The organism is Pseudokineococcus sp. 1T1Z-3, from assembly GCF_037482365.1.
Classification (GTDB): Bacteria; Actinomycetota; Actinomycetes; order Actinomycetales; family Quadrisphaeraceae; genus Pseudokineococcus.
Genome location: NZ_JBBHZF010000026.1, coordinates 348,710 through 372,011, shown reverse-complemented (window position 1 = coordinate 372,011; position 23,302 = coordinate 348,710). Strand labels below are relative to the sequence as shown.

Sequence of the window (23,302 nt, the reverse complement as noted above, 5' to 3'; positions counted from 1 at the left end):
TGCGATCGCCCGCCGTCGCGGCCCTGGCGCCGCTCCTGGGCGTGGTCGGCCTGTTCTTCGTGCTGCCGCTGGTCGGCATGGCGCTGGTCTCCACCGGCCTGGTGGGCCGCGGCGAACCCGGTCTCGGTGCCTACGCGGGCCTGCTGCAGGGGTCGCAGGCCTCGGCCGTGGCGAACTCGGTGCTGGTCTCCCTCGTCGGCTCCTCGATCGCCGCGGTCGTCGGCGCGCTGACGGCCTTCTGCCTCGCGCGGATCGCCAGCGCCCGGCTCAGCTCGCTGGCGGGGGTCTTCTCCTCGGTGCTGGCGACCGACGGCGGACCGCCGCTCGCCTTCGCCTTCGTGGTCACGCTGGGCAACACCGGCTTCCTCACCGAGGCGCTCGGGCTCGGCGCCCTCGGCTTCACGCTCTACTCCTGGCAGGGCCTCGTCGTCATGTACCAGTACTTCCTGGTCCCGACGATGGTACTGGTGACCCTGCCCACCTTCGTCGGGCTGCGGCGGGAGTGGGCCGAGGCCAGCACCTCTCTCGGCGGGACCCCGCTCACCTACTGGCGGCGGGTCGGGCTGCCCGTGGCGCTCCCCGCGCTGCTCGGCGGCTGGGTGCTGCTCTTCGGGGCGGCCTACGCGACCTACGCCTCCGCCGCCGTGCTCATCGGCTCGGGGGCGCTGCCCCTCGTCCCGCTGTCCATCGCCTCGCAGCTGCGCTCGGGCATCAGCTCGGGCGGGGAGGCCAGCGCCATGGCGCTGGGCGTCCTCATGGTCGTGGTCGCCGTCGTCGTCCTCGTCCTGTTCAACCGGCTCCAGGCACGGTCGGCCCGGTGGCTGCGATGACGGCGGGCGTGCCGCGTGAGCCCCTGCGGCCGCAGCGGGTGCTGCTGTGGCTGCCCGTGGTCGCCGTCGTGCTGTACGTGACGGTGCCCGTCGTGGCCACCGTGGCGTTCGCGGTGCTGCCCGGGGGCTCCTTCTCCCTGGACGCCTACCGCGTCCTCGGGGACGACCCGAGCCTGGCCCGGGCCGCCGGGCGCACCGTCGGCGTGACCGTGCTGACGGTGCTCCTGCTGCTGGCGACGCTCGTCCCCGCCGTCGTCGCGGTGCACCTGTGGGCGCCGCGGCTGCGGGCGCTGCTCGAGGTGCTCTGCACGTTGCCGCTGGTGGTGCCGCCGATCGCCCTGGCCGCCGGGGTCGTGGCGCTGCTGCGGCTGGGGGCCCAGCAGGGTCGGGGGTCGGCCGCCAGCACGGTGAGCCAGGCCTTGCAGGACCCCGACCTGCCCCTCGTCCTGGTCGGGACCTACGTCGTCCTCTGCCTGCCCTTCACCTTCCGGGCGCTCGACGCGGGGCTGCGCACCATCCCCCTGCGGGCGCTCGTCGAGGCCTCGGCCACCCTCGGGTCCAGCACGACCGGGACGCTGTGGCGGGTGGTCGTGCCCAACGTCCGCGGCCCCGTCCTCTTCTCGGTCTTCTTCGCCACGGCCGTGTGCCTCGGGGAGTTCGCCGTGGCGGCGACCCTGAGCCAGGAGACGCTGCCGGTCTGGCTGGCGACCGTGGCTTCCACCGACTTCCGCGCCTCGATCGCCGTCGCCGTGCTGCTCAACCTGTCGACGTGGGCCCTGGTCCTCGTCGCGATGCTGAGCGCCGACCACGTCTCCGCCCGGGGGCACCGCGGCGCGGGTCGCGACGGCGCGCGGCCTTCCTCGACGGACCCCACCTCCACGGGCCCTGGCTCGACGGGCCCTGGCTCGACGGGGCCTGGCTCGACGGGGTCCGACCTGTCGGCCCCGGCCGGCGACTCCCACCTCGACGACGGCGGCGTGCTCCCGGGCGCCGCGGGAAGGCCCTCCCGATGACGACGACCCCCGGTGGCAAGGAGGTGCGCCTGGAGGGCGTCGGCAAGACGTTCGGCTCGACCCGGGTGCTCGACGGCTTCGACCTGCGGATCGCCCCCGGTGAGCTGGTGACCCTGCTGGGGCCGTCGGGGTGCGGGAAGACGACGGCACTGCGCGTGCTCGCCGGCTTCGAGCGGGCCAGCGAGGGGCGCGTCCTCGTCGACGGCCAGGACGTCGGCGGGGTGGCGGCCGAGCGACGAGGGGTCGGCATGGTCTTCCAGGCCTACAGCCTCTTCCCGAACATGTCGGTCCAGGAGAACGTGGAGTACGGGCTGCGGGTCCGCCGGGTCGACCGGGCCGCGCGCCGGCGGCGCGCGGCCGACCTCCTGGAGACGTGCGGGCTGGGCCACCTCGGCGAGCGCTTCCCGCACCAGCTCTCGGGCGGCCAGCAGCAGCGGGTGGCCCTGGCCCGGGCGCTGGCCGTGCAGCCGTCGGTGCTGCTGCTCGACGAGCCCCTCTCGGCGCTGGACGCCGTCGTCCGCGCCTCGATCCGCGAGGAGATCCGGCGGCTGCAGCGCCAGCTCGGCATCACCACGCTCTTCGTGACGCACGACCAGCACGAGGCGCTCGCGGTCTCCGACCGCGTCGCCGTGTGCGCGCAGGGCCGGGTCGAGCAGGTCGACGTGCCCGCCGTCGTCTACCGCTCCCCCGCCACCGCCTTCGTCGCCCGCTTCGTCGGGACGGTCTCCGAGGTGGGGGTCGAGCCCGGTGTGCAGGTGGGCCCAGAAGCAGGCCCAGGAGCAGGCCCAGAAGTCGGCCCAGAAGTGGGCCCAGAAGTCGGCGGAGGAGCGGGCCCGGGGGTGAGCCCGGGCGTGGGTTCTGGAGGGGGCGCCTTCCGGCCACGACGTCCGGGGGCGGGGCTGGACACCCTCTTCGTGCGCCCGGAGGACGTGAGGCTCTCCCCGGCGCCCGACGGGCCGTGCACCGTGGTGGGGCAGAGCTTCACCGGCGAGCGCACGGCGGTGCGGGTCGTGGCCCCGGACGGCCTCACGCTCGTCGCGTCGGTGCCGGCGGCGGAGGCGGGCGGCCTGGGCGTCGGCACCCGGGTCGTGCCCCGGCTGGGCGCCACGCCGGCCCTGCGCACCGACGCCGAGGGCCGGGTCGTCACCCGCGCCCGCGCGGCGGCGCTCGCGTGAGCGTCGGACCGCGCGGGCAGGGAGCCCGACTCCTGGGAGCCCCAGCCCAGGAGGCCCCAGTCCAGGGAGCCCGTGTCCGCCTGCAGGTCGGGGGGGCCGCGCCCCAAAGGGTGGAGGCCCGCGCCGTGCTGCTGGACTGCGACGGGCTGCTCGTCGACTCCGAGTCGGTCTGGCTGGACATGGTCGCCACCTGGTGCGAGGAGGAGCAGGTGGCGCCGCCGACGGCCCCGGCCCTGCGCGGGCTGTCCGCGACGGACACGGCCCGCGTCCTGCTCGCCGCCGCCGAGAGCCCGCACACCCGGGAGGACAGGACTGGCCAGGACGGCGGGGCCGGCACGCCCGAGGCCCCCTCCGCCCTCGTCGACCAGCTCACCGGCGTCCTGGCGGCGCGCTACTCCGCCGTCCTGGCGGCCGGTGCTCCCCCGATGCCCGGGGCGGCACGCCTGCTCCACGCGCTGTCCGGCCGCGTGCCCCTGGCGGTGGCGAGCAACGGCAGGCGCGCCGACGTCCGGGCGCTGCTCGCCGGCGCAGGGCTCCTCGACCTCGTCGACGTCGTCCGCACCGTCGACGACGTGCGGCACGGCAAGCCGGCGCCCGAGGTGTACGCCGCCGCCGCCGCCGCCCTCGGCGTGCCCCCGGAGCACTGCGTGGCCCTGGAGGACTCCGCCGTCGGCGTCGCCGCGGCGCGGGCGGCCGGCTGCGTGGTCGTGGGCGTCAACCCGGCCGCCGACGTCGAGCTGACCGGCTGCCTGCGCGTCGCCTCGCTCGCGGAGGTGGAGATCGAGGAGGTGGCGGCACCCGGCGCCGCCGCGCCGGCCGGTGACGGGATCCTCCCGGCCGCCTCCGGCGGGTGACGCGGGCGAGGCGGTGACGGCCGGCCGGCCCGGCGGCGCCTCGGGGAGGTCCCGCTCAGCCGCGGGGCGAGCTGCGCTGCCGGAGCCGGCGGCGGGGCGCCAGCGGTGGTGTGGCGGAGCCACGGCCGGTGGACAGCCCGTCGAGCAGCTCGACGAGCGCGCTGTCGGCGCGGACCTGGGGCACCCAGCCGAGCTCGGCGCGGGCCAGGCCGGAGGACAGCAGCGGCACCTGGGTCAGCAGGTCGACCCAGCCGGGCTCGGTGGGCTGCAGCCGCGCCCGCCACGTGGCGGCGGCGAGCCCCCGCAGCGCGGCGGCGGGCAGCCGCGGGACGCGCTGCGCGCGCAGGGCCGCCGCGACGTCGAGAGGGCCGAGCACCGGCCCCGCGACGAGGTTGAAGGGCCCCGTCGCCCCCCGTCGCAGCATCGCCAGGACGGCGTCGGCGACGTCGTCGGCGTGGACGACCTGGAAGACGACCTCCTCGGGCAGCGGCAGCGCCGGCAGCAGGACGCGCCGCACCAGGGACAGGGGAAGGAGCCCGCCCAGGAAGTACCGGCCGACCTCGGCGCCGGCGTCGGCCTGCAGCACGAGACCAGGACGCATCCGGGCGACCCGGGCCTGCGGGTGCGTGCGCTGCAGCTCGTCGAGCACCCGCTCGGCCGCGACCTTGTGCCGGCTGTAGGTGGAGGACTCGACGCCGGTCGTCGGCCAGTCCTCGCCGACCGCGTCGCGCGGGTCCTCCCGGCCCGGTCCTGCCGGGCGGCCGTCGGGCACGGGCGTCGCCCGCGGCGCGTAGGCCCCGACGGAGGAGGCGTGCACCAGGTGCACGCCGGCCGCGGCCGCCGCCGTGGCGACCCGCCGGGTCCCGTCGACGTTGACCGCACGCATGGCCGCCTCGTCGTGGCTGGGCTGGAGCCGCCACGCCAGGTGGACCACGGCGTCGGCGCCCTCCAGCTCCCGTTCCAGCACCGGTACCGAGGCGGGGGTGGCCAGGTCCGCCGCCACCCACCGGACCCCGGCGGCCTCGCGCGGCGGGCGCCGGACCAGGCCGACCACCTCGACGTCGTCCTCTCGCAGCAGCCGGCGCCGCAGCGCCGTGCCGACGTTGCCGCTGGCTCCCGTGACGAGCACCCTCATGGACACACTGTGGTGGTGCGGGGTCGGCCCGGGCGCACCGACACGCGGCGGCCCGCGCCGGGCCCCGGCTAGCGTGCGCGACGTGCAGCCTCCGGGGCGGCCCGCGCGTGACGCGGCCGAGGGGGCGCCAGCCGCCCGTGCGCGGCTCGCCGGTGGGCTCGCAGGTGTCGGCTGCTGCGCGGCGACGAGTACCAGGTACGACGACCTGAGGAGAGGACCGGCATGGCAGGCGTGGAGGGCAGGGTGGCCCTGGTCACCGGCGGCGGACGTGGCATCGGCGCGGCGGTGGGACGGCGCCTGGCCGCCGGCGGGGCGGCGGTGGCGCTGCTCGACCTCGACGGCGGGCGGGCGGGGTCGACGGCCACCGAGATCGCCGCGGCGAGCGGGGTGCGCACGCTGGGCCTGGCGGCCGACGTCACCGACGCCGAGGCCGTCGGCGCGGCGGTCGAGCAGGTGGTGGCCGAGCTCGGAGGTCTCGACATCGCCGTCAACAACGCCGGTGTCACCCGCGACAACCTGCTGTTCAAGATGACCGAGGACGACTGGGACACCGTCGTCGGCGTCCACCTGCGGGGGGCCTTCCTCGTCTCCCGGGCCGTGCAGGGACCGATGGTCTCGGCGGGCCACGGCCGGATCGTCAGCCTGTCGAGCACGAGCGCGCTCGGCAGCCGCGGGCAGGCCAACTACTCCGCCGCGAAGATGGGTCTGCAGGGCTTCACCCGCACGCTCGCCGTCGAGCTGGGGAAGTTCGGCATCACGGCCAACGCGGTGGCACCCGGCTTCGTGCAGAGCGAGATGACCGACGGCACGGCGCGCCGGCTCGGCGTCAGCCCGCAGGAGTACCGCCACAGCATCGCCGACCGCACCCCCGTGGGCCGGGTCGGGCAGCCGGACGACGTCGCCGCCGCGGTGGCCTTCCTCGCCTCCGACGAGGCGTCCTTCGTCACCGGCCAGACGCTGTACGTCGACGGCGGCCAGACCCTGTGACGTCCGAGCCCGTGACGACGGGAGTCAGCCTGACGACGGGTCCGCAGGCGCAGGCCACCGCCACGACCGCGGCCGACGTCGGCGACCCGGCCGCGCCGCTGCTGGCGACGGCGCGGGGTACGGCGGGCGCGCCGGACCCGGCGGCCGCGCCGCTGCTGGCGACGTCCGAGGGTGGCGCGGGCGGCGACGCCCCCGCCCGCGCCCTGCTGCCCGACGCCCTGCGGACCTTCACCGCCGCCGTCGACGCCGCGGCCGCGGCCGGTGCCTGGGCGGCCCCGACGCCGTCGGGCTGGGACGTGCGCGGCGTCGTCGCGCACGTCGCCGCGCAGCAGCGCCGCGTGCCGCACGTCCTGGCGGGCGCCGAGCCACCGGCCCGGCCAGCCGACGACGACGGGCTCGGCGCCGACCCCCGCCGGACGTGGCGGGCGGTCTCCGCGGCGTCGACGGTGGCGTGGGCGGGCGCCGCGCAGGACGCGACCGTCCGGCTGCGCGGGGAGCAGGCCCCGGCCTCGGAGCTGGCCGAGCGGCTGCTCCTGGACCTCGTCGTCCACGGCTGCGACGTCCGCCGCGCCGTCCGGGCGACCGGCGCACCGGCACCCGAGCCGGCCGACGGCGGGGCGGCCGCCTGCGCGGCCCACGCCCTCGCGTGGGCCCGGGCGCACCAGCGCCTGCTCACCGGGTCGGGGCACTTCGGGACCCCTCAGGAGGCCGGCTCCGACGAGCCGCTCCCCCAGCTCCTCGCCCTGACCGGCCGCCGGGCCTGACGCGGGCCGCCGGGACCGCCACGGCCCCTCCTCGTGGCGTCGCTGCGGACGGGCTCGCTGCGCACGGGCTCGCTGCTCAGTCCCGCACGCCCCACGGCGACGGCGCGCGAGCGGGACCGCCCGCCCCGACCTGCGCGTCGTCCAGCGGCAGGCGCAGGCCCAGCCGCCGGGCCGCGGCGCCGACGCGGCCCGCCAGCTCGGCGTCGACGTCGTCGGCCAGCGGGCTCGTGGACCGCCCGTCCTGGCTGACGAGCCGGCCCCCGACGTAGACCCGCTTCAGGTTGCGCAGCCCGCAGGCGAGGACGTACGTGGCGTGGACGTCCCACACCGGTCCGGTCGACGGCGCGCGGTGGTCCACGACGAGGAAGTCGGCCATCTTGCCGACCTCCAGGCTGCCCACCCGGTCGGCGACGCCCAGCACCTCGGCCGAGTCGAGGGTGTGCATCCGCAGCACGTCGCGCGGCATGAGCACGGACGCGTCGTGGTGCAGCGCCCGCATCGCGTACATGCCGATCCGCATGCTCTGGAAGGGGTCGGAGATGTCGGTGCAGGACTGGTCGTCGAGACCCATCCCCACGCGCAGGCCCGCGCGGCGGTAGCGCACGACGTCGGCGACCCCGGAGCCGAGCCGCCCGTTGGACGTGGGCTGCCACACGACGCCGCTGCCCGTCTCGACCGCGCGGGCGACCATCTCCTCGGTCGGGTGCACGAAGTGGCCGAAGAGGAAGTCCGGTCCTAGGACGCCCGCCTCGTCGTACCAGGCGAACTTGGCCCGCTGCGTCTGCACCCCCTCCGCGGTCTCGACGAGGTGGGCCTGGTTGGTGATGCCGTGCTCGGCCATCACCTGTGCCTCCAGCTGGGCGCTGCGCGGGCCGGCGGCCCACTGGACGGCCCCCATCACCGAGGTGCCGAGGTGCAGGTCGGGCGGCTTGCGCTCCTGGGCCGCCGCGACGCCGCAGGCGAAGGTCTCCAGCACCTCCTCCTCCGGACCGGCCTCGTCGTCCAGGCGCAGCGCCGTCACCGTCCGCAGACCCGCGTCGGAGGGGCCGTCCATCTGCCGCGTCGTGTACTCGAAGGGGTGCACGTGCCCGAGGGCGTTGGACGCCGTCGCCGGGTCGTAGAGCCACGTCACGCGGGACTGGAGGAAGTCGTAGGCGCTCGTGATGCCGTTGGCGAGGTAGTCCATCGCCCCGTGCAGCGTGCACCAGTACATGTCCTCGGCACTGGTGCCCGTGAAGACGTCCATCATCGAGCGGACCCAGGGGTAGAGCGTCGCCCCCGAGGAGATGCCCCGCAGCCCCGAGGTGAACAGGTGGGAGTGGGCCGAGACGAAGCCTGGCGCGACGAGGGCCCCGCCGACGTCGAGGACCTCCCCCTGCGGCGGGCCGGGCGGGGCGCCGGGGCCGAGGCCGGTGATGCGGCCGTCCGCCCCGACGCCCATCCAGCCGCGGAACCAGCCGGGGTCCGCCGCCGCCCCGTCGGCGACGGGCAGCAGCACGGCGTCGACGACGGTCAGCGCGGCCGGCGCGAGCGACGACGCCGTGGGCGCGCTCGTGGAGGTCTCGGGCCCGGTGGTCTCCGACGTCACGCCGAGGAGTCTGGTGGCGTCGGCGCCGGCCGTGGTGGCGGCGGGAGCACCTGGTGGCGGTCAGGCGAGTGCCGCGACGGCCTCCTCCACCGGTACGTCGCCCGCGAGGAGCTCCAGGGTCTGCCCGGCCGTGCCCGGGGCCTGCACCAGCGCCGCGAGGACGGCGGCCACGTCGGCGCGCGGGACGTCGTCGTGGCCGAGGGTGCTGCGGGACAGCGCCACCCGGCCGGTGCCCGGCTCGTCGGACAGACGGCCGGGCCGCAGCACCGTGAGGTCGAGCTCCGGCCGGGAGCGCAGGGCGTCCTCGGCCGCGAGCTTGGCGCGCAGGTAGTCGACGAAACCTGGGTCCACGCCGTCGGGCGTCGCGCCGTCGACGACGGACTCCAGGCCCATGGCCGAGACGAGCAGGTAGCGGCGCACGCCGGCCGCCGCGGCTGCGTCGGCGAGCGAGATGGCGCCGTCCCGGTCGACGTCGAGCTTTCTCTGGGGGCCGCCCTTGCCGCCGGCCCCCGCTGCGAAGACGACGGCGTCGGCGCCCTCCACGTGCGGCTGCAGGTCTGCGGCCGAGGCGCTCTCGACGTCGAGCAGGACCGGCGCCGCGCCGTCCGCCTCGAGGTCCGCCGTGTGGTCGGGGTTGCGCACGACGCCGACCACGTCGTGGCCGCCGGCCACCAGCAGCGGGGTGAGCAGGCGCGCGACCTTGCCGTGCGCTCCGACGACGACGACCTTCATGGGGACCTCCGGTTGCTCGGTGGGGGTGCTCGGTACGGGTGCTCGGTGCGGGTGCTGGTGCCGGTGGGGCGAGCGCACGGCGCCCCCGTGCTGTTCCTGCGCGGGCCGCCGTCCACCCGACGGACCCGTGCCCGCCCGTCGGGGCGGAGCGACGATGATCGGCGCATGGTCCGTGCCCTCCTGCTGGAAAGCCTCCACCCCCAGGCCTCGACGATCCTCGCCGGCGCCGGTGTCACGCCGGTCGAGCACCGGGGGGCGCTGGACGAGGACGAGCTGGTCGCCGCCCTCGCCGGCGTCGCCGTCCTCGGCATCCGCTCCAAGACGCAGGTGACCGAGCGGGTCCTCGCCCACGCCCCCGACCTGCAGGCCGTCGGGGCGTTCTGCATCGGCACCAACCAGGTCGACCTCGAGGCGGCGGCGGCCCGCGGCATCCCCGTCTTCAACGCGCCCTTCTCCAACACCCGCAGCGTCGTGGAGCTGGCGATCGCCGAGATCATCGCGCTGACGCGGCGGCTCACCGTCAAGGACACGACGCTGCACGCCGGCGTCTGGGACAAGTCGTCCGAGGGCAGCCACGAGGTGCGCGGCCGGACGCTGGGCATCGTCGGCTACGGCAACATCGGCAGCCAGCTGTCCGTCGTCGCCGAGGCGCTCGGCATGTCGGTCCTCTACTACGACACCGCCGAGAAGCTGGCCCTCGGCAACGCCCGCCGCGCGCCCGACCTCGAGAGCCTCCTGCGCCACAGCGACGTCGTCACGCTCCACGTCGACGGCCGCTCGGGGAACGCGGGCTTCTTCGGCGTCGAGCAGCTCTCGGCGATGCGGGAGGGGGCAATCTTCCTCAACCTCTCCCGCGGATTCGTCCTGGACCACGACGCGCTCGCGGACGCCCTGGCGCGCGGGCACCTCTCCGGCGCCGCGGTCGACGTCTTCCCCCACGAGCCCAAGGCCCGCGGGGACGCCTTCACCTCACCCCTGCGCGGCCTGCCCAACGTCATCCTCACCCCGCACATCGGCGGGTCGACGGAGGAGGCGCAGGAGGACATCGGCCGGTTCGTCGCCACCAAGCTGCGGGACTACCTGCGCACCGGCAGCACGAGCCTGTCGGTCAACCTGCCCGCCGTGGCGCTCGACCGGGTCCCCGGCACCGCCCGCCTGGCGCACCTGCACCACAACGTCCCGGGGGTGCTCGCCACGGTCAACAGCGTGCTCGCCGAGCACGGCGTCAACGTCGACGGGCAGCTGCTGACCACGCGCGGCGCCTACGGCTACGCGGTGACCGACGTCGGCGCCCTCACCCCCGCGGTGCTCGACGCCCTGCGCGCCATGCCCGAGACGGTGCGGCTCAGCGTCGTCTAGGCCCGCCCGCCTGCCCGGCCGTGGGCGCGGCAGCCGGTCAACGCCGCAGCGGCAGGTCGTGCAGGGCGACGTCGTCCAGGCGGCCGTCGGCGGCGGTCGCGGTGAGGTAGGTGCACCGCGGCTGGCGCCGGCGGTCGGTCGGCGAGCCGGGGTTGAGCAGCCGCAGCCCTCGCGGCGTGGTCGTGTCCCACGGGATGTGGCTGTGCCCGAAGACGAGGACGTCGGCGCCGGGGTGCGCCGCCTCGCAGCGTCTCTCGCGGCCGTCCTTGCCGCCGGTCTCGTGGACGACCTCGACGTGCAGCCCGGCCAGCACGGCGCGGCCCACCTCGGGCAGCCGCGCCCGCAGGCCGGGGCCGTCGTTGTTGCCCCAGCAGGCCAGCAGGCGGGCCCCCGGGCGCATGAGGGCGAGAAGGTCGTCCACCGCGGCCTCGTCCACCCAGTCGCCGGCGTGCACGACGGCGTCGGCCTGCCCGGCGGCCGCCACCACCTGCGGCGGAAGGACCTTCGCCCGCCGGGGCAGGTGGGTGTCGGCGACCACGAGCAGGCGCAGCGGCCCGGGCAGCACCTCGCCGGACGTCACGAGACGCGCCACGCTCAGGCGCTCTCGAGCAGGTCGTGCTCCTCGACCAGCCCGAGCGCGAGGGTCTTGTACCCCTCCTCCTCGAACAGGACGGTGACGGTGCCCTGCTCGACCGAGGCGACGACCCCGGGCCCGAAGGCGCGGTGGCGCACCCGCTGGCCGCCCGCGAAGGTCGCGTCGACGACGTCCCCCGAGGTGCCGGCGTCGCAGCTGTCGCAGGCGCCGCACCGCTGCGGGTGGCTCTCGCCGAGCAGCTCCAGCAGCAGCCGGCGGCGGCAGTCGTCGGTGCCGGCGTACCGCTGCACCATCTCGACCGCCGACTCGTCGAGACGGCGACGACGCTCCCGCTCGGCGTCGACGCGGGCGGCCACCTGCGTCCCGTTCTCCTCCCCGCCGACCCAGCGGGTACGCCCGCCCTCGGCCGGGGCCACGACCCCCAGCTGGGTGAGCGCACCGAGCGCGCGCGAGAGCGTCCGCGGCGTCAGGTCGGCCGCCTCGGCCAGCTCGCGGCGGGTGAGCCCGCGCGTCCCGGCGTGCTGCAGCGGGGCGACGACCGCGCGGACGGTCGCGGCGCGCGGCCCTCCCCCGGCGGCGTAGAAGAAGCCCAGCGAGGAGTCGCTGCCGGTGTGCACGAGCAGCGCGCGCGCCGGCTCGCCGTCGCGGCCCGCGCGGCCGACCTCCTGGTAGTAGGCGTCCAGCGACGACGGAGGGCCGGCGTGCACGACGAGGCGCACGTCGGGTCGGTCGACGCCCATGCCGAAGGCGCTCGTCGCGACGACCAGGTCGATGGTGCCCTCCAGGAAGAGGTCGGCGACGGCGTAGCGCTGGTCGGGCGGCAGGCCGCCGTGGTAGCGGGCAGGTGCGAGCCCGCGTCGCTCGAGGGCGTCGGCGACGGCGTCCACCTGCGCGCGGGTCTGGACGTAGACGATGCCGACGCAGCCCGCCCCGTCGCCGCTCGCGTCCTCGGCCCCGCCCGCGGCCCCGGCCCCGCCCTCGGCGGAGCGGCAGGCGGCGACGACCTCGTCGACGACCGCCGCGTCGCGAGCGCCCACGTCGGCGGCGGCGCGGACGGCGAGGTGGATGTTGGGCCGGTCGACGTCGTCGACGACGACGGCCGCGTCGTCGAGGGCGAGCCTCTCCACGACGTCGCGGCGCACGGCCGGCGAGGCCGTCGCCGTCAGCGCCAGCACCCGCGGGCCGCCGAGCCGCCGGACGGCCGGGCCGATCTGCAGGAAGTCGGGGCGGAAGTCGTGGCCCCAGTCGCTGACGCAGTGCGCCTCGTCGACCACGACGAGGCGGACGTCGGCCGCTGCCAGCAGCTCCGTCGTGGCCTCGCGGGCCAGCTGCTCGGGGGCGAGCAGCAGCAGGTCGACCTCCCCGGCCCGCACCCGCTCGACGACGTCGCGCTCCTCCCGGGCGCTGAGCGTGCTGTTGAGCAGCGCCGCCCGGTGGCCGTCCTCGACCAGCCCGCGCACCTGGTCGCGCTGCAGGGCGACCAGCGGGGACAGCACGAGCGTCAGCCCGCCGAGGAGCCTGCTCGCCACCTGGTAGACGGCGGTCTTGCCCGCCCCGGAGCGGGCGACGAGCACCGTGTCCGAGCCCGCGAGCGCGGCGAGGGCGTCCCGCTGGGCGAAGCGCAGGTCCGCCCCCTCGCCGAGCACCGCCCGGACCGCGGCGGACAGCTCGCGCCCCGCGCGGGTCCGGCCGTCACCGCCTGCTCCCGCCTGGGCCAGAGCCTCCTCGGCCCGGCTCGTGCTGGTCTCCCTGGGGCGCTCCTGGCTCGTCACCACGCGACGTTACGACGGCCGCCCGCGCCCCACCCGACGGGGTCCGACGCGCCGTGCGGGGCTCCAGCGGTCGGGACGGCAGCGGAGGCCTGGACGGCTGCGGCCGGCGGCCGGTGGGGCCGCCGGCCGCGGCGGCCCAGAGAGCCGCCGGCACGGTCAGAGAGCCGCCGGCACGGTCAGAGAGCCGCCGGCACGATCAGCCCGGAGGTCTGCGTCTGCGCCCGGGCGAAGCGGTCGGCGACGTCGGCCCAGTTGGCCACGTCCCACCACGCCGTGACGTAGTCGGCCTTGACGTTGCGGTACTGCAGGTAGAAGGCGTGCTCCCACATGTCGAGCATGAGCAGCGGCACGAGCCCCACGGACAGGTTGCCCTGGTGGTCGTACAGCTGGACGACGAGCAGCTTCTGGCCGACGGAGTCCCAGGCCAGGATGGCCCAGCCGGAGCCCTGGATGCCGAGGGCGGTCGCCTGGAAGTGGGCGCGGAAGGCGTCGAAGGAGCCGAAGTGCTCGTCGATGGCGGCGCCCAGCTCGCCGTCCGGCTTGTCCCCGCCGTCGGGGCTCATGTTCGGCCAGAACACCGAGTGGTTGACGTGGCCGGCGAGGTTGAAGGCGAGGTTCTTCTCGAAGAGGTTCACCGAGCCGAGCGACTCGCTGGAGCGCGCCTCGGCCAGCTTCTCCAGCGCGGTGTTGGCGCCGCTGACGTACGTCTGGTGGTGCTTGGAGTGGTGCAGCTCCATGATCTCGCCGCTGATCGCCGGCTCGAGCGCCGAGTAGTCGTACGGGAGGTCGGGCAGGGAGTAGTCGGCCATGGGTGAGGTCCTCCTCGGCGCGGGTGCGCCTGGTCGGGGCCGCGGACCCGGCGACGCCTCCCGAGGGGCGCCGGACCGGCCCGCGGGCTCGGTCCACGCCGACGGTGCCGTCGGCGTGATCACCCTGCTGCCTCGCCCCCCGCGCTGCAAGATGGCTCGCGAGCACGCGACGAGCCCGGGAGCACAGGCATGGCCGAGAAGAACGGCGACCAGCACGACGACGTCCCCGACGTCGACCTGCCCAGCACGCTGGAGCGCAGCGACGAGAAGGCGCAGCGCACCTACGCCAAGGCGAAGACGTCGGCGGAGGAGTCCTACGGGGACGGCGAGCGCGCCAACCGCACGGCGTGGTCGGCGCTCAAGCACACGCACGAGAAGGTCGGGGACCACTGGGAGCCCAAGGACGAGAAGGGCCCCTCCGACGCGCAGGCCGAGGGCGGGCTGGGGACGCAGGAGGACCGCGAGACGGCGGGCGGGGTCGACGCGAACGCCAGCAAGGAGCACCTGGCGGACCTGGCGCGCCGCCTGGACGTCCCCGGCCGGTCCTCGATGACCAAGGACGAGCTCGTCGAGGCCCTCCAGAAGGCCAACGACGCGAGCACGCGCCGGAGCCGGGGCTGACCCGGCGGCCTCGGCGGGAGCACCCGCGCGGCCCGGCGCGCCGTCGTCGGGAGGTGGCCCTACGCTCGAACACATGAGCGATGACACCCCGCAGGGGACCGAGCAGGACGTGAAGCAGCCCACCGACGAGCCCACCGACGAGCGGGGCGCCCACGGCGACGGCCGGCCGGAGGACCAGACGCCGGGCACCTCGCCCGCCGACGCCGAGAAGGACCCCTCGACGTGGGTGACGGGCGGCGAGCCGGCCACCGGCCCGCAGCGCAGCTACCTGCAGACCCTGTCCCAGGAGGCCGGCGAGCAGGTGCCCGAGGACATCTCCAAGGCCGACGCCTCCCAGGAGATCGACCGGCTCCAGGACAAGACCGGGCGCGGCTAGCCGCCCACGCCGCGGCGGACGGGGCTGGGCTACCCGCTCGGGGAGGGCAGCGGCGTCTCGGCCCCCTCGGGGACCGAGACGTCGCGGACCCCGGCGACGGCCTCCCGCGCCGGCTGGCCGCGCCCGTCGGTGCCGACGGGGGCGGCCGTCGGGGCGCCGGTGAGCACCCAGGTGTCCTTCGAGCCACCACCCGCCGAGCTGTTGACGATGCGGCTTCCCTCCCGCAGCGCCACCCGCGTGAGCGGAGCCGGTGAGGCGACCGCACCGACCCCTGGCCCGGAGATGGCGAACACGCGCAGGTCGACGTGCCGCGCGCGCAGCTGCTCGTCGACGAGCGTGGGGTGGGTCGTGAAGCTGACGGGCTGCTGGGCGACGAAGCGGTGCGGCGCCGCCGCCACCTCCGCCTCCAGGTCGGCGAGGCCGCGCTCGTCCAGCTCGGGCCCGAAGACGACGCCGACGCCGCCGTACCCGTCGACCGGCTTGACCACCAGCTCCCCGAGTCGGTGCCGCACCTCGGCGTACATCTCGGGGTCGGCCAGGACCCACGTCGGCACGTCGTGCAGGAGCGGCGTCTCGCCGAGGTAGTGGCGCACGAGGGCTGGCACGTAGGCGTACGTCGCCTTGTCGTCGCCGACGCCGTTGCCCGGTGCGTTGGCGACGGCCACCCGGCCGGCGGCCACGGCCCGCCGGAGCAGGTCGCCCACCGGGGTCCCGTCGGCCGTGGGCTCGACCATCTCGTCCTCGCTCAGCCGCCGGTAGACGACGTCGACCGGCACCCGGCCGAAGGGCGTGCGAGCCATCAGCCCGTCGCCGTCGGCGGCGAGGTCGGCCGGCGTCACGACGGGTGCGTCCATCGCCGCGGCCAGCAGCCGGTGCTCGAACCAGGCGGTGTTGGTGGGCCCGTCGGTCAGCAGGACGACGGAGGGCTCCGGCCGGGGGCACCGGCGCGGGGCGAGCGCCTCCAGCGCCGCCCGCAGGAGGGCCGGTGCGCCGGTCGGGTCCAGCAGGTCCGGCGCACCGCTCAGCAGCCCCGGCTCGGCGGCGGCGAGCCCGGCGCGGTTGGCGATGGCGTAGCCCTGGCCCGAGGGGATGCGCAGGTTGTCCTCCAGCACCCGCCACGGACCGTCGCCGTCCTTCAGCAGGTCCATCCCGCTGACGGTGACCCGGGTCGCGCCAGGGGCGGCCCAGCCGACGGCGTCCTCCCGGTACCCGGGGCTGTCGCGCACGAGCCAGTCAGGCACCACGCCCTCGGCCTGCGCGCTCGAGACGTGACCCGGACCACCCCCGTAGACGTCGCTGATGAAGGCCTCCAGCGCCCGCGTCCGCTGCGCGACGCCCTCGCCGATGCACGTCCAGTCCTCCCCGGTCAGCACCCGCGGCACGACGTCGAGGGGGAAGGGCTGCTCGACGAGGTGGCCGTCGACCCGGACGGTGAAGGCGACGCCGTCCTGGATCCGGGTGCCGTGGACGCGCGCGGCCGTGCCCAGCAGGTCCTCGGGGCACCCCCAGACCCGCGCGAGGTCGGCGTAGGGCGCTCGCCACCCGAGGTCGCCGTCAGCGCCGCCCCCGGTGACCGCCTCGTCCACGTAGGGCGTCGGCCGTCCGGAGGCGGCGCGGCGGTACTCCTCGAGGAGCGTCATGACGGCGTCCCTTCTCTCTGCGTCTCCTCGACCAGGACGTCCACGACGTCGCGCAGCGAGCCGCGCCGCTCGAAGGCGGCACGCTGGCGGGCGGCGCTGCTGCCGCGGGCGAAGGCCTCGTCGACGAGGTGCTCGGTGAGGGCGAGGTCGCCCTCGGCGTCCAGCTCGTCGCGGACCAGGTCGACCAGCACGCCGACGACGTCCCGGGCCGGGCGCGGGTCCCAGGCCGTGGGGTGCAGCAGGTCGCCCTCCAGCCCTGACCGGGCGGCGCGCCAGCGGGCGGCGTCGACGACCTCGCGGGGGGTGTAGGGCCGCACGGTGGGCACGCCCGCCTCGTGCTCGGCCAGGCTGCGGCGCACCAGCGCCCGGCTGAGGGCCGTGACGAGCAGCACGTCGTCGACGAGCGGCGCCGAGTCGCAGAGGCGGACCTCCAGCGTCGGGTAGTTGTGCTGCGGACGGACGTCGAAGTAGAGCATCCCGCGGTCGGCCATCGTCCCCGACGCGACGAGGGCGGCGACGAGCTCGTCGTATTCCTCCTCCGAGTCCATCACCGGCGGCGGACCCGACGTGGGCCAGCGACGCCACAGCTGGCTGCGGAAGCTGGCGTAGCCGGTGTCGCGCCCGCACCAGTAGGGCGAGCTGGCCGACAGGGCCATGAGCACGGGCAGCCACGGCCGCAGCCGACCGAGCACGGCGACGGCGGCCGACCGGTCGAGGCAGTCGACCTGCACCTGGAGCCCGCAGATCATCTGCTCGTCGACGAGCACCTTGAACTCGTCGCGCATCCGGTCGTTGCGCGGGTGGGCGACGACGCCGACCTCGGCGGGGTCGGCCAGCGGCGTCGTCCCCGCGGCGACCAGCGCCCAGCCGCCGTGCGCCGCCTCGGCGTTGACCGCGGCACGGGCGGCCACGAGGTCTCGCCGCAGCTGCTCCAGCGTGCGGTGCACGGCGGAGTTGGTCTCCAGGGAGGAGCGCAGCAGCTCGGCCTTGTACGTCGGGCTCTCGCCCAGCCGCTCGAGGATGTCGCCGGCGCGGTCGCACAGCTGGCCGCTGCGGACGTCGACGACGTGGAACTCCTCCTCGACGCCGATGTGGCAGGCCTCCCCGACGCTCGCCGGGGGCGCCAGCGTCGGCGCGGTGCTCGCCGTCACCTGCTGCTCGCTCATGCCGCGCTCCTCTCGACCCCGGGCTGCAGGTGGCGAACGTAGAAGCCCGTGAGGGCGCGTGCGAACTGCAGGATGCCGGCGGTCCCGACGACGGAGTGGCCCTCCCCCGGCAGGACGACGAGCTCGCAGGGCCGCCCGAGGGCCGTCAGCGCGTCGTGGGCCTGCACCGACTCCCCGAGGGGCACGTTGGTGTCGCGGTCGCCGTGCGAGAGCAGCACGGGGCAGGCGATCCGGTCCAGGTGCGTCATGGGCGAGATCTCCTCCAGCAGGACGGCGTCGGTCGCCGGGTCGCCGTACTCGGTCGTCGAGGCCGCGGCCATCCAGCTCTCGGTCTTGGCGAAGAAGGTCATGAGCGAGCTCATCCCCGCCAGCGAGCTGCCTGCGGCGAAGACGTCGGGCCACCGGCACAGCGACGCGAGCGTGAGGTAGCCGCCGTAGGACCAGCCGTGCACGCCGACGAGCCCCGGAGCGGCCAGGCCGCTGGCGAGGACGTGCTCGACGGTCGTGATGACGTCGGTCATCGACGACCAGCGTGCGCCGAGGTCGTCCAGGCCCCGGAAGTGCGCCCCGTAGCCGTCGGAGCCGCGGATGTTGGGCGCGAAGACGCCGACCCCGGCGGCGAGCAGGCACTGCGCGAGCCGGGACAGGAGGGGGCGCTCCTGCGCCTCGGGGCCGCCGTGCAGGAACAGGACCGTCGGCACCGGGCCGCTCGTGCCGACCGGCCGGTAGGCCCAGCCCTCCAGCTCGACCCCGTCGGGTGCCGTGTACCGCTGCAGCTCGGGGACGACGAGGTCCACCGGCAGCTCGTGCGGCGGCGTGCAGCCGAGCAGCTGCGGGACACCCGCCTCCTCGACGCCGCCGCCCGGCAGCGCCATCCACCACAGCGACCGTGGCAGCGCCGGGCCGCTCGCCTCCAGGACGACGCCGGAGCCGTCGGGCGTGAGGGCCCACGCCATCACGACCTGCGCCCCGGGCGGCAGCGGGAGGCGCTGCACCACCGCCTCGGGCGTGAGGTCTGCGGCGAGGTGGCGGGCCGCCGGGGAGGCGACGCGCGCGACGGGGCGGCGGGGGGCGGGCGGGGTCGCGGCGCCCTCCCAGGAGCCGACGAGCACCTCCGCGGGCGGTCCCGCCGCGAGGTCGGGCGCGGGTCCGGCCGCGGCCAACGCCGGCTCGACGTCGACGGGCTCGGCCTCCCCGAGACCGCCCACGCGCCCGGCGGTGGGGGCGGAGGAACCGGCAGAGCTGCCGGCGGGGGCGCTGCCGGGGGCGCCGTCGCCCTCCCAGCCGTACTCGGCGACCTCGGTCGAGGCGAGGTGGCGGACCTCCACCTCCGAACGGCCGCGCACGTTCCACCGGCACAGGTGCGCCCCGCCCGGCAGCGGGAGCGCCGCCTCGAGGTCGGCGTCCTCGCGGGCCAGCAGGACGACGGGCAGCCCGGGGACGCCGTCCTCGTCGAGGGGCACGCGCACGAGCGCCACCCGCCCCCCGGTTACCGGCAGGGCGTCGGTGCGCAGGGTCACGCCGGTGCCGTCGCCGTCGACGCGGCCGTCCTCGCCGCGGTCCTCGGCGAGCGCGACGGCGCTCTGCAGCAGCCGGTGGCCCTGGCCGCCCTCGGCGAGGTCGACGAGCCACAGGGCGCGGTGCCCGCGCCGTCCGCGCCGCACGACGGCCCGCCCCGTCGCCGCGTCGGCGGAGGTGACCACCTGGTAGTCCGCCGGCGCGAGCTCGCGGACGTCGTCGGCGCGCCCGTCGTCGCCGGGGGTGACGACGACGACGGCGGCGTCCGGGCCGACGCCGTCGGCCACCGTGCAGACGTAGCGCCCGTCCGCCGTCCACGCCCCCGCGACGACCGTCTCCATCCCGCCGCCGCCGGCGACGAGCCGGTGCCCGCGGCCGTCGGCGCCCACGGCGTGCAGCTCGGCGCGGATCAGCCCATCAGGAGCCACGAGGTAGAGCAGGTGCTGCCCGTCCGGCGACCACGACGCCGAGACGACCTCCTGGTCGGGCAACGAGACCTGCTGGGGCACTGCGGTGGTGACGCCCGCGGGAGCGTCGGGGACGCCGCCGGCGGCGAGTCCGTCGACCTCGACGACCTCCAGGCGCGGCAGACCCGTGCGGTCGGTGACGTAGGCGATCTTGCGGCCCGAGGGGTGCAGGGCGGGCCCCCAGGCCCCGTGCGCGCCGGCGATGCGGTCCAGCAGCCCCAGCAGCTCGGTGGGCAGCTCCTGCGGCAGGCCGCGGCCGGTGCCGGTGCCCCCGCCGGTCGAGGCACCGTCGAGCGCGTCCGCGACGGTGGTCGGCACGGGACTCACGCGGCACCCGCCGTGCGGGCGCCCGCGTCCTGGAGGGTGGCGAGGGCCTCGCCGGCGCCGTCACCGACGCCGTGGGCCTGCAGCCACATCTCGAGGACCCCGACCTGCCAGAGCTGGTTGCTGCCGAGCGTCGTGCGAGCCTTGTTCGGCTCGGCGAGGAGCGCCTCGACCCGCTCGGGCCGGAAGAGACCCCGCGAGCGGGCGACGGGAGCGCTGAGCGCGTCGCGCACCCGCTCCAGGTACTCCCCCTCCAGGTGGATGATCGCCGGCACGGGGAACGAGCCCTTCTCGCGGTCCACGACCTCCCGGGGCAGCACCGCCCGAGAGGCCTCCTTGAGGACGCCCTTGCCACCCCCGGCGAGCTTCAGGTGCGGCGGGCAGGCCGCGACCAGCTCGACGAGGTCGTGGTCGAGGAAGGGCACGCGCGCCTCCAGGCCCCAGGCCATCGTCATGGTGTCGACCCGCTTGACGGGGTCGTCGACCAGCATGATCGTCGAGTCCAGCCGCAGGGCGCGGTCCAGCGCGGTGTCGGCGCCGGGGGCGCCCATGTGCGCCTCGACGAGGGCGCGGCTGACGTCGTCGGCCAGGCCCCATCGCTCGCCGAGCATGGCGCCGAGGGCCTCGTGCGGGCGGTCGACGAAGACCCCGCGGTAGACCCCGGCGGCGTCGGCGGGCGCGACGTCGGCCAGCGGCGGGTACCAGTCGTACCCCGCGAGGATCTCGTCGGCGCCCTGGCCCGATTGGACCACCTTGACGTGCTGGCTCACGTGCTGGCCCAGCAGGTAGAACGCCACGCAGTCGTGGCTCGTCATCGGCTCGGACATCGCCTCGACCGTCCCCGGCAGCGCCGCGAGCACCTCGTCCGTCGGCACGAGGATCCGGTGGTGGTCGGTGCTGTACCGCTGCGCCACGAGGTCGGAGTAGACGAACTCGTTGCCGGAGCGGCCGCCGACGTCCTCGAAGCCGACGCTGAAGGTCTTGAGGTCGGGCACGCCGAGCTCGGCGAGCAGGCCGACGACGAGGCTGGAGTCGATGCCGCCGGACAGCAGGACGCCGACGGGCACGTCGGAGACGGTGCGCCGCCGCACCGCCGTCCGCAGCGACTCCAGCACCGCCTCCTGCCAGTCGCCGTCGCTCATGGCGGCCCGCCCGGGGTCGCGCTCGTGCACCGGTGCCCAGTACGTGTGGTCGGTCGTGCGGCCGCCGGGGGTGACCTCGCGGACGGTCGCCGGGGGGAGCTTGCGCACCCCGTTGAGCAGGGTGCGCGGGGCCGGGACGACGCCGTGGAAGCTCATGTAGTGATGCAGGGCCACCGGGTCGATGCTCGTGTCGACGTCGCCGCCCGCGAGCAGCCCGGGCAGCGACGAGGCGAAACGCAGCCGACCGGGGGTCTCGGCGAGGTAGAGCGGCTTGATGCCGAGCCGGTCGCGGGCCAGCACCAGGCCGCCGCCGGCGTCGACGAGGGCGAAGGCGAACATGCCGACGAAGCGCTCGACGCACCGCCAGCCCCACCGGTGGAAGGCCTTGAGGACGACCTCGGTGTCGGAGATCGACCGGAAGCGGTACCCGTGCCCCTCCAGCTCGGCCCGCAGCTCGTGGTGGTTGTAGATGCAGCCGTTGAAGACGACGGCCAGGCCCAGCTCGTCGTCGACCATCGGCTGGGCGCCGGCGTCGGACAGGTCGATGATCTTCAGCCGCCGGTGGGCGAGCGCGACCGACCCGCGCGTCCAGCTCCCCGCGGCGTCGGGGCCGCGCCGCTGCTGGGCCGTGCCGATGGCCTCGACCGCGGCGACGTCGGGCGCGCCGCCGTCGGTCCGCACCTCACCTGCGATGCCGCACATGGACCGTCCTCCGCTCGGGGCGCTGGCGTCCGGGCCGGACACGCGGCCGGACGAGTGTGGTGCACGCTGGTGGGCCGGCGTTGCGCCGGTGTTACCACCGGGTGTCTGGCGCGAGTCCACCTGCCGTTCACCCGGCACCTGCCGGCCGGCGGCCCTCCGACCCCCACCGAGCGCCCCCCACCGAGCGCCCCCCCACCGAGCGGTCGTCGCCGGGCCCGCCTAGCGTCGGGCGGGTGAGCACGAGCACCGGGCCCGCGAGCACCCAGCCGGGGAGCACCCAGCCGGGGAGCCGCACGGCGCGCCGGGTCGTCGTCGTCGGCGGCGGCGTCGCCGGCCTGGCCAGCGCGGCCTCCCTGCGCGACGGCGGCGCCGACGTCGTCGTGCTGGACCGAGGACGCTCCCCCGGTGGCCGGCTCGGGCTGCGCCGGTCGGGCCGGGGCACGCCGGGCGAGCGGGTCGTCGACGTCGGCGCGTCCTACTTCGTCCCCCGCGCGACCTCCTTCGCCGCGCTCGCCGCCTCCTGGCAGGACCGGGGCCTGGCGAGGCCCTGGGCCGACACCTTCCTCGCCGTCCACCGGGGCGACGACGGCCGGGTGACCTCCGAGCCCAGGAGCGGCCCGACCCGGTGGGCGGCGCCTGGCGGGCTGCGCTCGCTGACGGACGACCTCGCCGCGGGTCTCGACGGGCGCGGGGTGCCGGTGCGCCGCCAGGACGTGCGGTCGCTCACGCGCACCGGGGGGCAGCTCGCCGTCGACGGCGAGGCCGTCGACGGCGTCGTGCTGGCGATGCCCGAGCCCCAGGCGGTCCGGCTGCTCGGCCCGGGGCTGCAGGACCTCGCCGCGACGCTGCGCCCGCGGTCCTGGACGCCCGTCGTCACCGTCTGGGCGCGCTGGGAGCACCCGTGGTGGCCGGCGATGGACGGCGCCTTCGTCGCCGGCTCGCCCGCCGTGGACTTCGTCGCCGACGACGGCCGGCGCCGCGGTGACGGCGCGCCGGTGCTCGTGGCGCACTCGACGGCTCAGCTCGCGCGCGACCACCTCGGTGACCCGGACGCGGCCGTGCGCCCCGTCCTCGCCGAGCTGGGCGACCTGCTCGGTGACGGCTCGGCGCCCGAGCCGGTCGAGACGGGGGCCCAGCGGTGGACCTTCGCCCGCCCCGACGGCGGTCGCGAGGAGACCTGCCTCGTGGCGGACGACGTCGCCGTCTGCGGTGACGGGTGGGGGCCCCGCCCCGGCGTCGAGCAGGCCTGGCTCTCGGGGACGCAGGCGGGGGTGCGGTTGGCCGCCCGCCTCGCCGACGCAGGTCCCGGCGTGGGCGCGCGCAGCGCCTGACCGTCGCGGGACGCCCGCGACAGCCACCCCAAGACCCGGCCCGCCGCCGTCGGCGGGACCGACCGAGCCCTGACCCCGCTCACCCGGCGCACCGCACGCGCCGAGCTGCACCGGCTGGAGCCCGCGACGACGTCGCGGCGGAGGAGGAGGACGACATGGCCGACAAGGACTTCGACAAGGGCGACGACGTCACCTGGTCCTCGCACGGGAGCACCGTGCACGGGACGGTGGAGAAGAAGATCACGAAGGACACCGAGGAGGCGGGGCGCACCGTGCGGGCGAGCAAGGACGACCCGCAGTACCTCGTCGAGAGCGACAAGAGCGGCAAGGAGGCCGTCCACAAGGAGAAGTCGCTCGACCCGGAGTGAGCCCGCAGGGTGGCCCCGGGACGTGACCCCGGGG

21 protein-coding genes are annotated in these 23,302 nt (G+C 76.5%); 11 read left to right on the top strand and 10 right to left on the bottom strand.

What is annotated here, in order from left to right:
• The first annotated feature begins 41 nt into the window (after nucleotides 1-41).
• From WDV86_RS13845 to WDV86_RS13830, 4 genes are all read left to right on the top strand, one after another.
• On the top strand, nucleotides 42-830 hold the full coding sequence (locus WDV86_RS13845; RefSeq protein ID WP_339568218.1) for a hypothetical protein: 789 nt from the start codon (nucleotides 42-44) through the stop codon (nucleotides 828-830).
• Nucleotides 827-1,843: an ABC transporter permease gene (locus WDV86_RS13840; RefSeq protein WP_339568578.1), complete on the top strand. Its 1,017-nt coding sequence runs from the start codon at nucleotides 827-829 to the stop codon at nucleotides 1,841-1,843. The genes WDV86_RS13845 and WDV86_RS13840 overlap by 4 nt, the downstream gene beginning before the upstream one ends.
• Nucleotides 1,840-3,018 carry an ABC transporter ATP-binding protein gene (locus tag WDV86_RS13835; RefSeq protein WP_339568217.1) on the top strand — a complete coding sequence of 393 codons (1,179 nt, stop codon included), beginning with the start codon at nucleotides 1,840-1,842 and terminating at the stop codon, nucleotides 3,016-3,018. Before WDV86_RS13840 ends, WDV86_RS13835 begins: the two co-directional genes overlap by 4 nt.
• 125 nt (nucleotides 3,019-3,143) lie before the next feature.
• The gene (locus WDV86_RS13830; protein WP_339568216.1) at nucleotides 3,144-3,872 is read left to right on the top strand and encodes an HAD family hydrolase; all 729 of its coding nucleotides are present in this window, start codon (nucleotides 3,144-3,146) and stop codon (nucleotides 3,870-3,872) included.
• 55 nt (nucleotides 3,873-3,927) lie between these two features.
• Here WDV86_RS13830 and WDV86_RS13825 read toward each other — a convergent pair whose 3' ends face one another.
• The gene (locus WDV86_RS13825; protein WP_339568215.1) at nucleotides 3,928-5,007 is read right to left on the bottom strand and encodes an NAD-dependent epimerase/dehydratase family protein; all 1,080 of its coding nucleotides are present in this window, start codon (nucleotides 5,005-5,007) and stop codon (nucleotides 3,928-3,930) included.
• A gap of 222 nt (nucleotides 5,008-5,229) precedes the next feature.
• On the opposite strand from WDV86_RS13825, the gene fabG reads away from it, so the two are divergent.
• Nucleotides 5,230-5,994, top strand: a complete 765-nt coding sequence (fabG, locus tag WDV86_RS13820) for a 3-oxoacyl-ACP reductase FabG (RefSeq protein WP_339568214.1) — start codon at nucleotides 5,230-5,232, stop codon at nucleotides 5,992-5,994.
• An 11-nt stretch (nucleotides 5,995-6,005) separates the two neighbouring features.
• A complete protein-coding gene (locus WDV86_RS13815) occupies nucleotides 6,006-6,758 on the top strand; it encodes a maleylpyruvate isomerase N-terminal domain-containing protein (RefSeq protein WP_339568213.1) in 753 nt (250 codons plus the stop codon).
• Between the two features lie 76 nt (nucleotides 6,759-6,834).
• On the opposite strand, the gene WDV86_RS13810 is transcribed toward WDV86_RS13815, so the two are convergent.
• Nucleotides 6,835-8,346: an amidohydrolase family protein gene (locus tag WDV86_RS13810; protein WP_339568212.1), complete on the bottom strand. Its 1,512-nt coding sequence runs from the start codon at nucleotides 8,344-8,346 to the stop codon at nucleotides 6,835-6,837.
• Between the two features lie 60 nt (nucleotides 8,347-8,406).
• Entirely contained in the window at nucleotides 8,407-9,078 is a 672-nt protein-coding gene (locus WDV86_RS13805; protein ID WP_339568211.1) for an NAD(P)H-binding protein, read from the bottom strand.
• Nucleotides 9,079-9,243: 165 nt separating this feature from the next.
• Between WDV86_RS13805 and serA the strand changes: the two genes are divergently transcribed.
• Nucleotides 9,244-10,437, top strand: a complete 1,194-nt coding sequence (serA, locus tag WDV86_RS13800) for a phosphoglycerate dehydrogenase (RefSeq protein WP_339568210.1) — start codon at nucleotides 9,244-9,246, stop codon at nucleotides 10,435-10,437.
• Nucleotides 10,438-10,474: 37 nt separating this feature from the next.
• Here the strand turns inward: serA and WDV86_RS13795 are convergent, their stop codons facing one another.
• The 3 genes from WDV86_RS13795 to WDV86_RS13785 form a co-directional block, all read right to left on the bottom strand.
• A complete protein-coding gene (locus tag WDV86_RS13795; RefSeq protein WP_445263093.1) occupies nucleotides 10,475-10,987 on the bottom strand; it encodes a metallophosphoesterase family protein in 513 nt (170 codons plus the stop codon).
• Between the two features lie 44 nt (nucleotides 10,988-11,031).
• Nucleotides 11,032-12,804, bottom strand: coding sequence for a RecQ family ATP-dependent DNA helicase (locus WDV86_RS13790; RefSeq protein ID WP_339568208.1), 1,773 nt, complete (start codon nucleotides 12,802-12,804; stop codon nucleotides 11,032-11,034).
• Between the two features lie 176 nt (nucleotides 12,805-12,980).
• The gene (locus WDV86_RS13785; RefSeq protein WP_339568207.1) at nucleotides 12,981-13,613 is read right to left on the bottom strand and encodes a superoxide dismutase; all 633 of its coding nucleotides are present in this window, start codon (nucleotides 13,611-13,613) and stop codon (nucleotides 12,981-12,983) included.
• Between the two features lie 189 nt (nucleotides 13,614-13,802).
• Here WDV86_RS13785 and WDV86_RS13780 point away from each other — a divergent pair, with 189 nt between their 5' ends.
• Nucleotides 13,803-14,234 (top strand): ChaB family protein, encoded by a 432-nt coding sequence (locus WDV86_RS13780; protein WP_339568206.1) that lies wholly within the window; start codon nucleotides 13,803-13,805, stop codon nucleotides 14,232-14,234.
• A 73-nt stretch (nucleotides 14,235-14,307) separates the two neighbouring features.
• Nucleotides 14,308-14,610, top strand: a complete 303-nt coding sequence (locus tag WDV86_RS13775) for a DUF3072 domain-containing protein (protein ID WP_339568205.1) — start codon at nucleotides 14,308-14,310, stop codon at nucleotides 14,608-14,610.
• 29 nt (nucleotides 14,611-14,639) lie between these two features.
• On the opposite strand, the gene WDV86_RS13770 is transcribed toward WDV86_RS13775, so the two are convergent.
• Genes WDV86_RS13770 through WDV86_RS13755 form a run of 4 tightly spaced genes read right to left on the bottom strand, consistent with a single transcriptional unit; the run spans nucleotide 14,640 to nucleotide 21,569 of the window.
• Entirely contained in the window at nucleotides 14,640-16,250 is a 1,611-nt protein-coding gene (locus WDV86_RS13770; RefSeq protein ID WP_339568204.1) for a circularly permuted type 2 ATP-grasp protein, read from the bottom strand.
• Nucleotides 16,247-17,416 carry a carboxylate-amine ligase gene (locus WDV86_RS13765; protein ID WP_339568203.1) on the bottom strand — a complete coding sequence of 390 codons (1,170 nt, stop codon included), beginning with the start codon at nucleotides 17,414-17,416 and terminating at the stop codon, nucleotides 16,247-16,249. Before WDV86_RS13765 ends, WDV86_RS13770 begins: the two co-directional genes overlap by 4 nt.
• Nucleotides 17,413-19,719 (bottom strand): S9 family peptidase, encoded by a 2,307-nt coding sequence (locus WDV86_RS13760; RefSeq protein ID WP_339568202.1) that lies wholly within the window; start codon nucleotides 19,717-19,719, stop codon nucleotides 17,413-17,415. The genes WDV86_RS13765 and WDV86_RS13760 overlap by 4 nt, the downstream gene beginning before the upstream one ends.
• Before the next feature lie 5 nt (nucleotides 19,720-19,724).
• Complete coding sequence (locus tag WDV86_RS13755) at nucleotides 19,725-21,569, bottom strand: N-acetylglutaminylglutamine amidotransferase (RefSeq protein ID WP_339568201.1); 1,845 nt, start codon at nucleotides 21,567-21,569, stop codon at nucleotides 19,725-19,727.
• A 233-nt stretch (nucleotides 21,570-21,802) separates the two neighbouring features.
• Between WDV86_RS13755 and WDV86_RS13750 the strand changes: the two genes are divergently transcribed.
• Nucleotides 21,803-22,900, top strand: a complete 1,098-nt coding sequence (locus tag WDV86_RS13750) for an NAD(P)/FAD-dependent oxidoreductase (RefSeq protein ID WP_339568200.1) — start codon at nucleotides 21,803-21,805, stop codon at nucleotides 22,898-22,900.
• Between the two features lie 155 nt (nucleotides 22,901-23,055).
• The gene (locus tag WDV86_RS13745; RefSeq protein ID WP_339568199.1) at nucleotides 23,056-23,268 is read left to right on the top strand and encodes a hypervirulence associated TUDOR domain-containing protein; all 213 of its coding nucleotides are present in this window, start codon (nucleotides 23,056-23,058) and stop codon (nucleotides 23,266-23,268) included.
• Nucleotides 23,269-23,302: the final 34 nt, after the last annotated feature.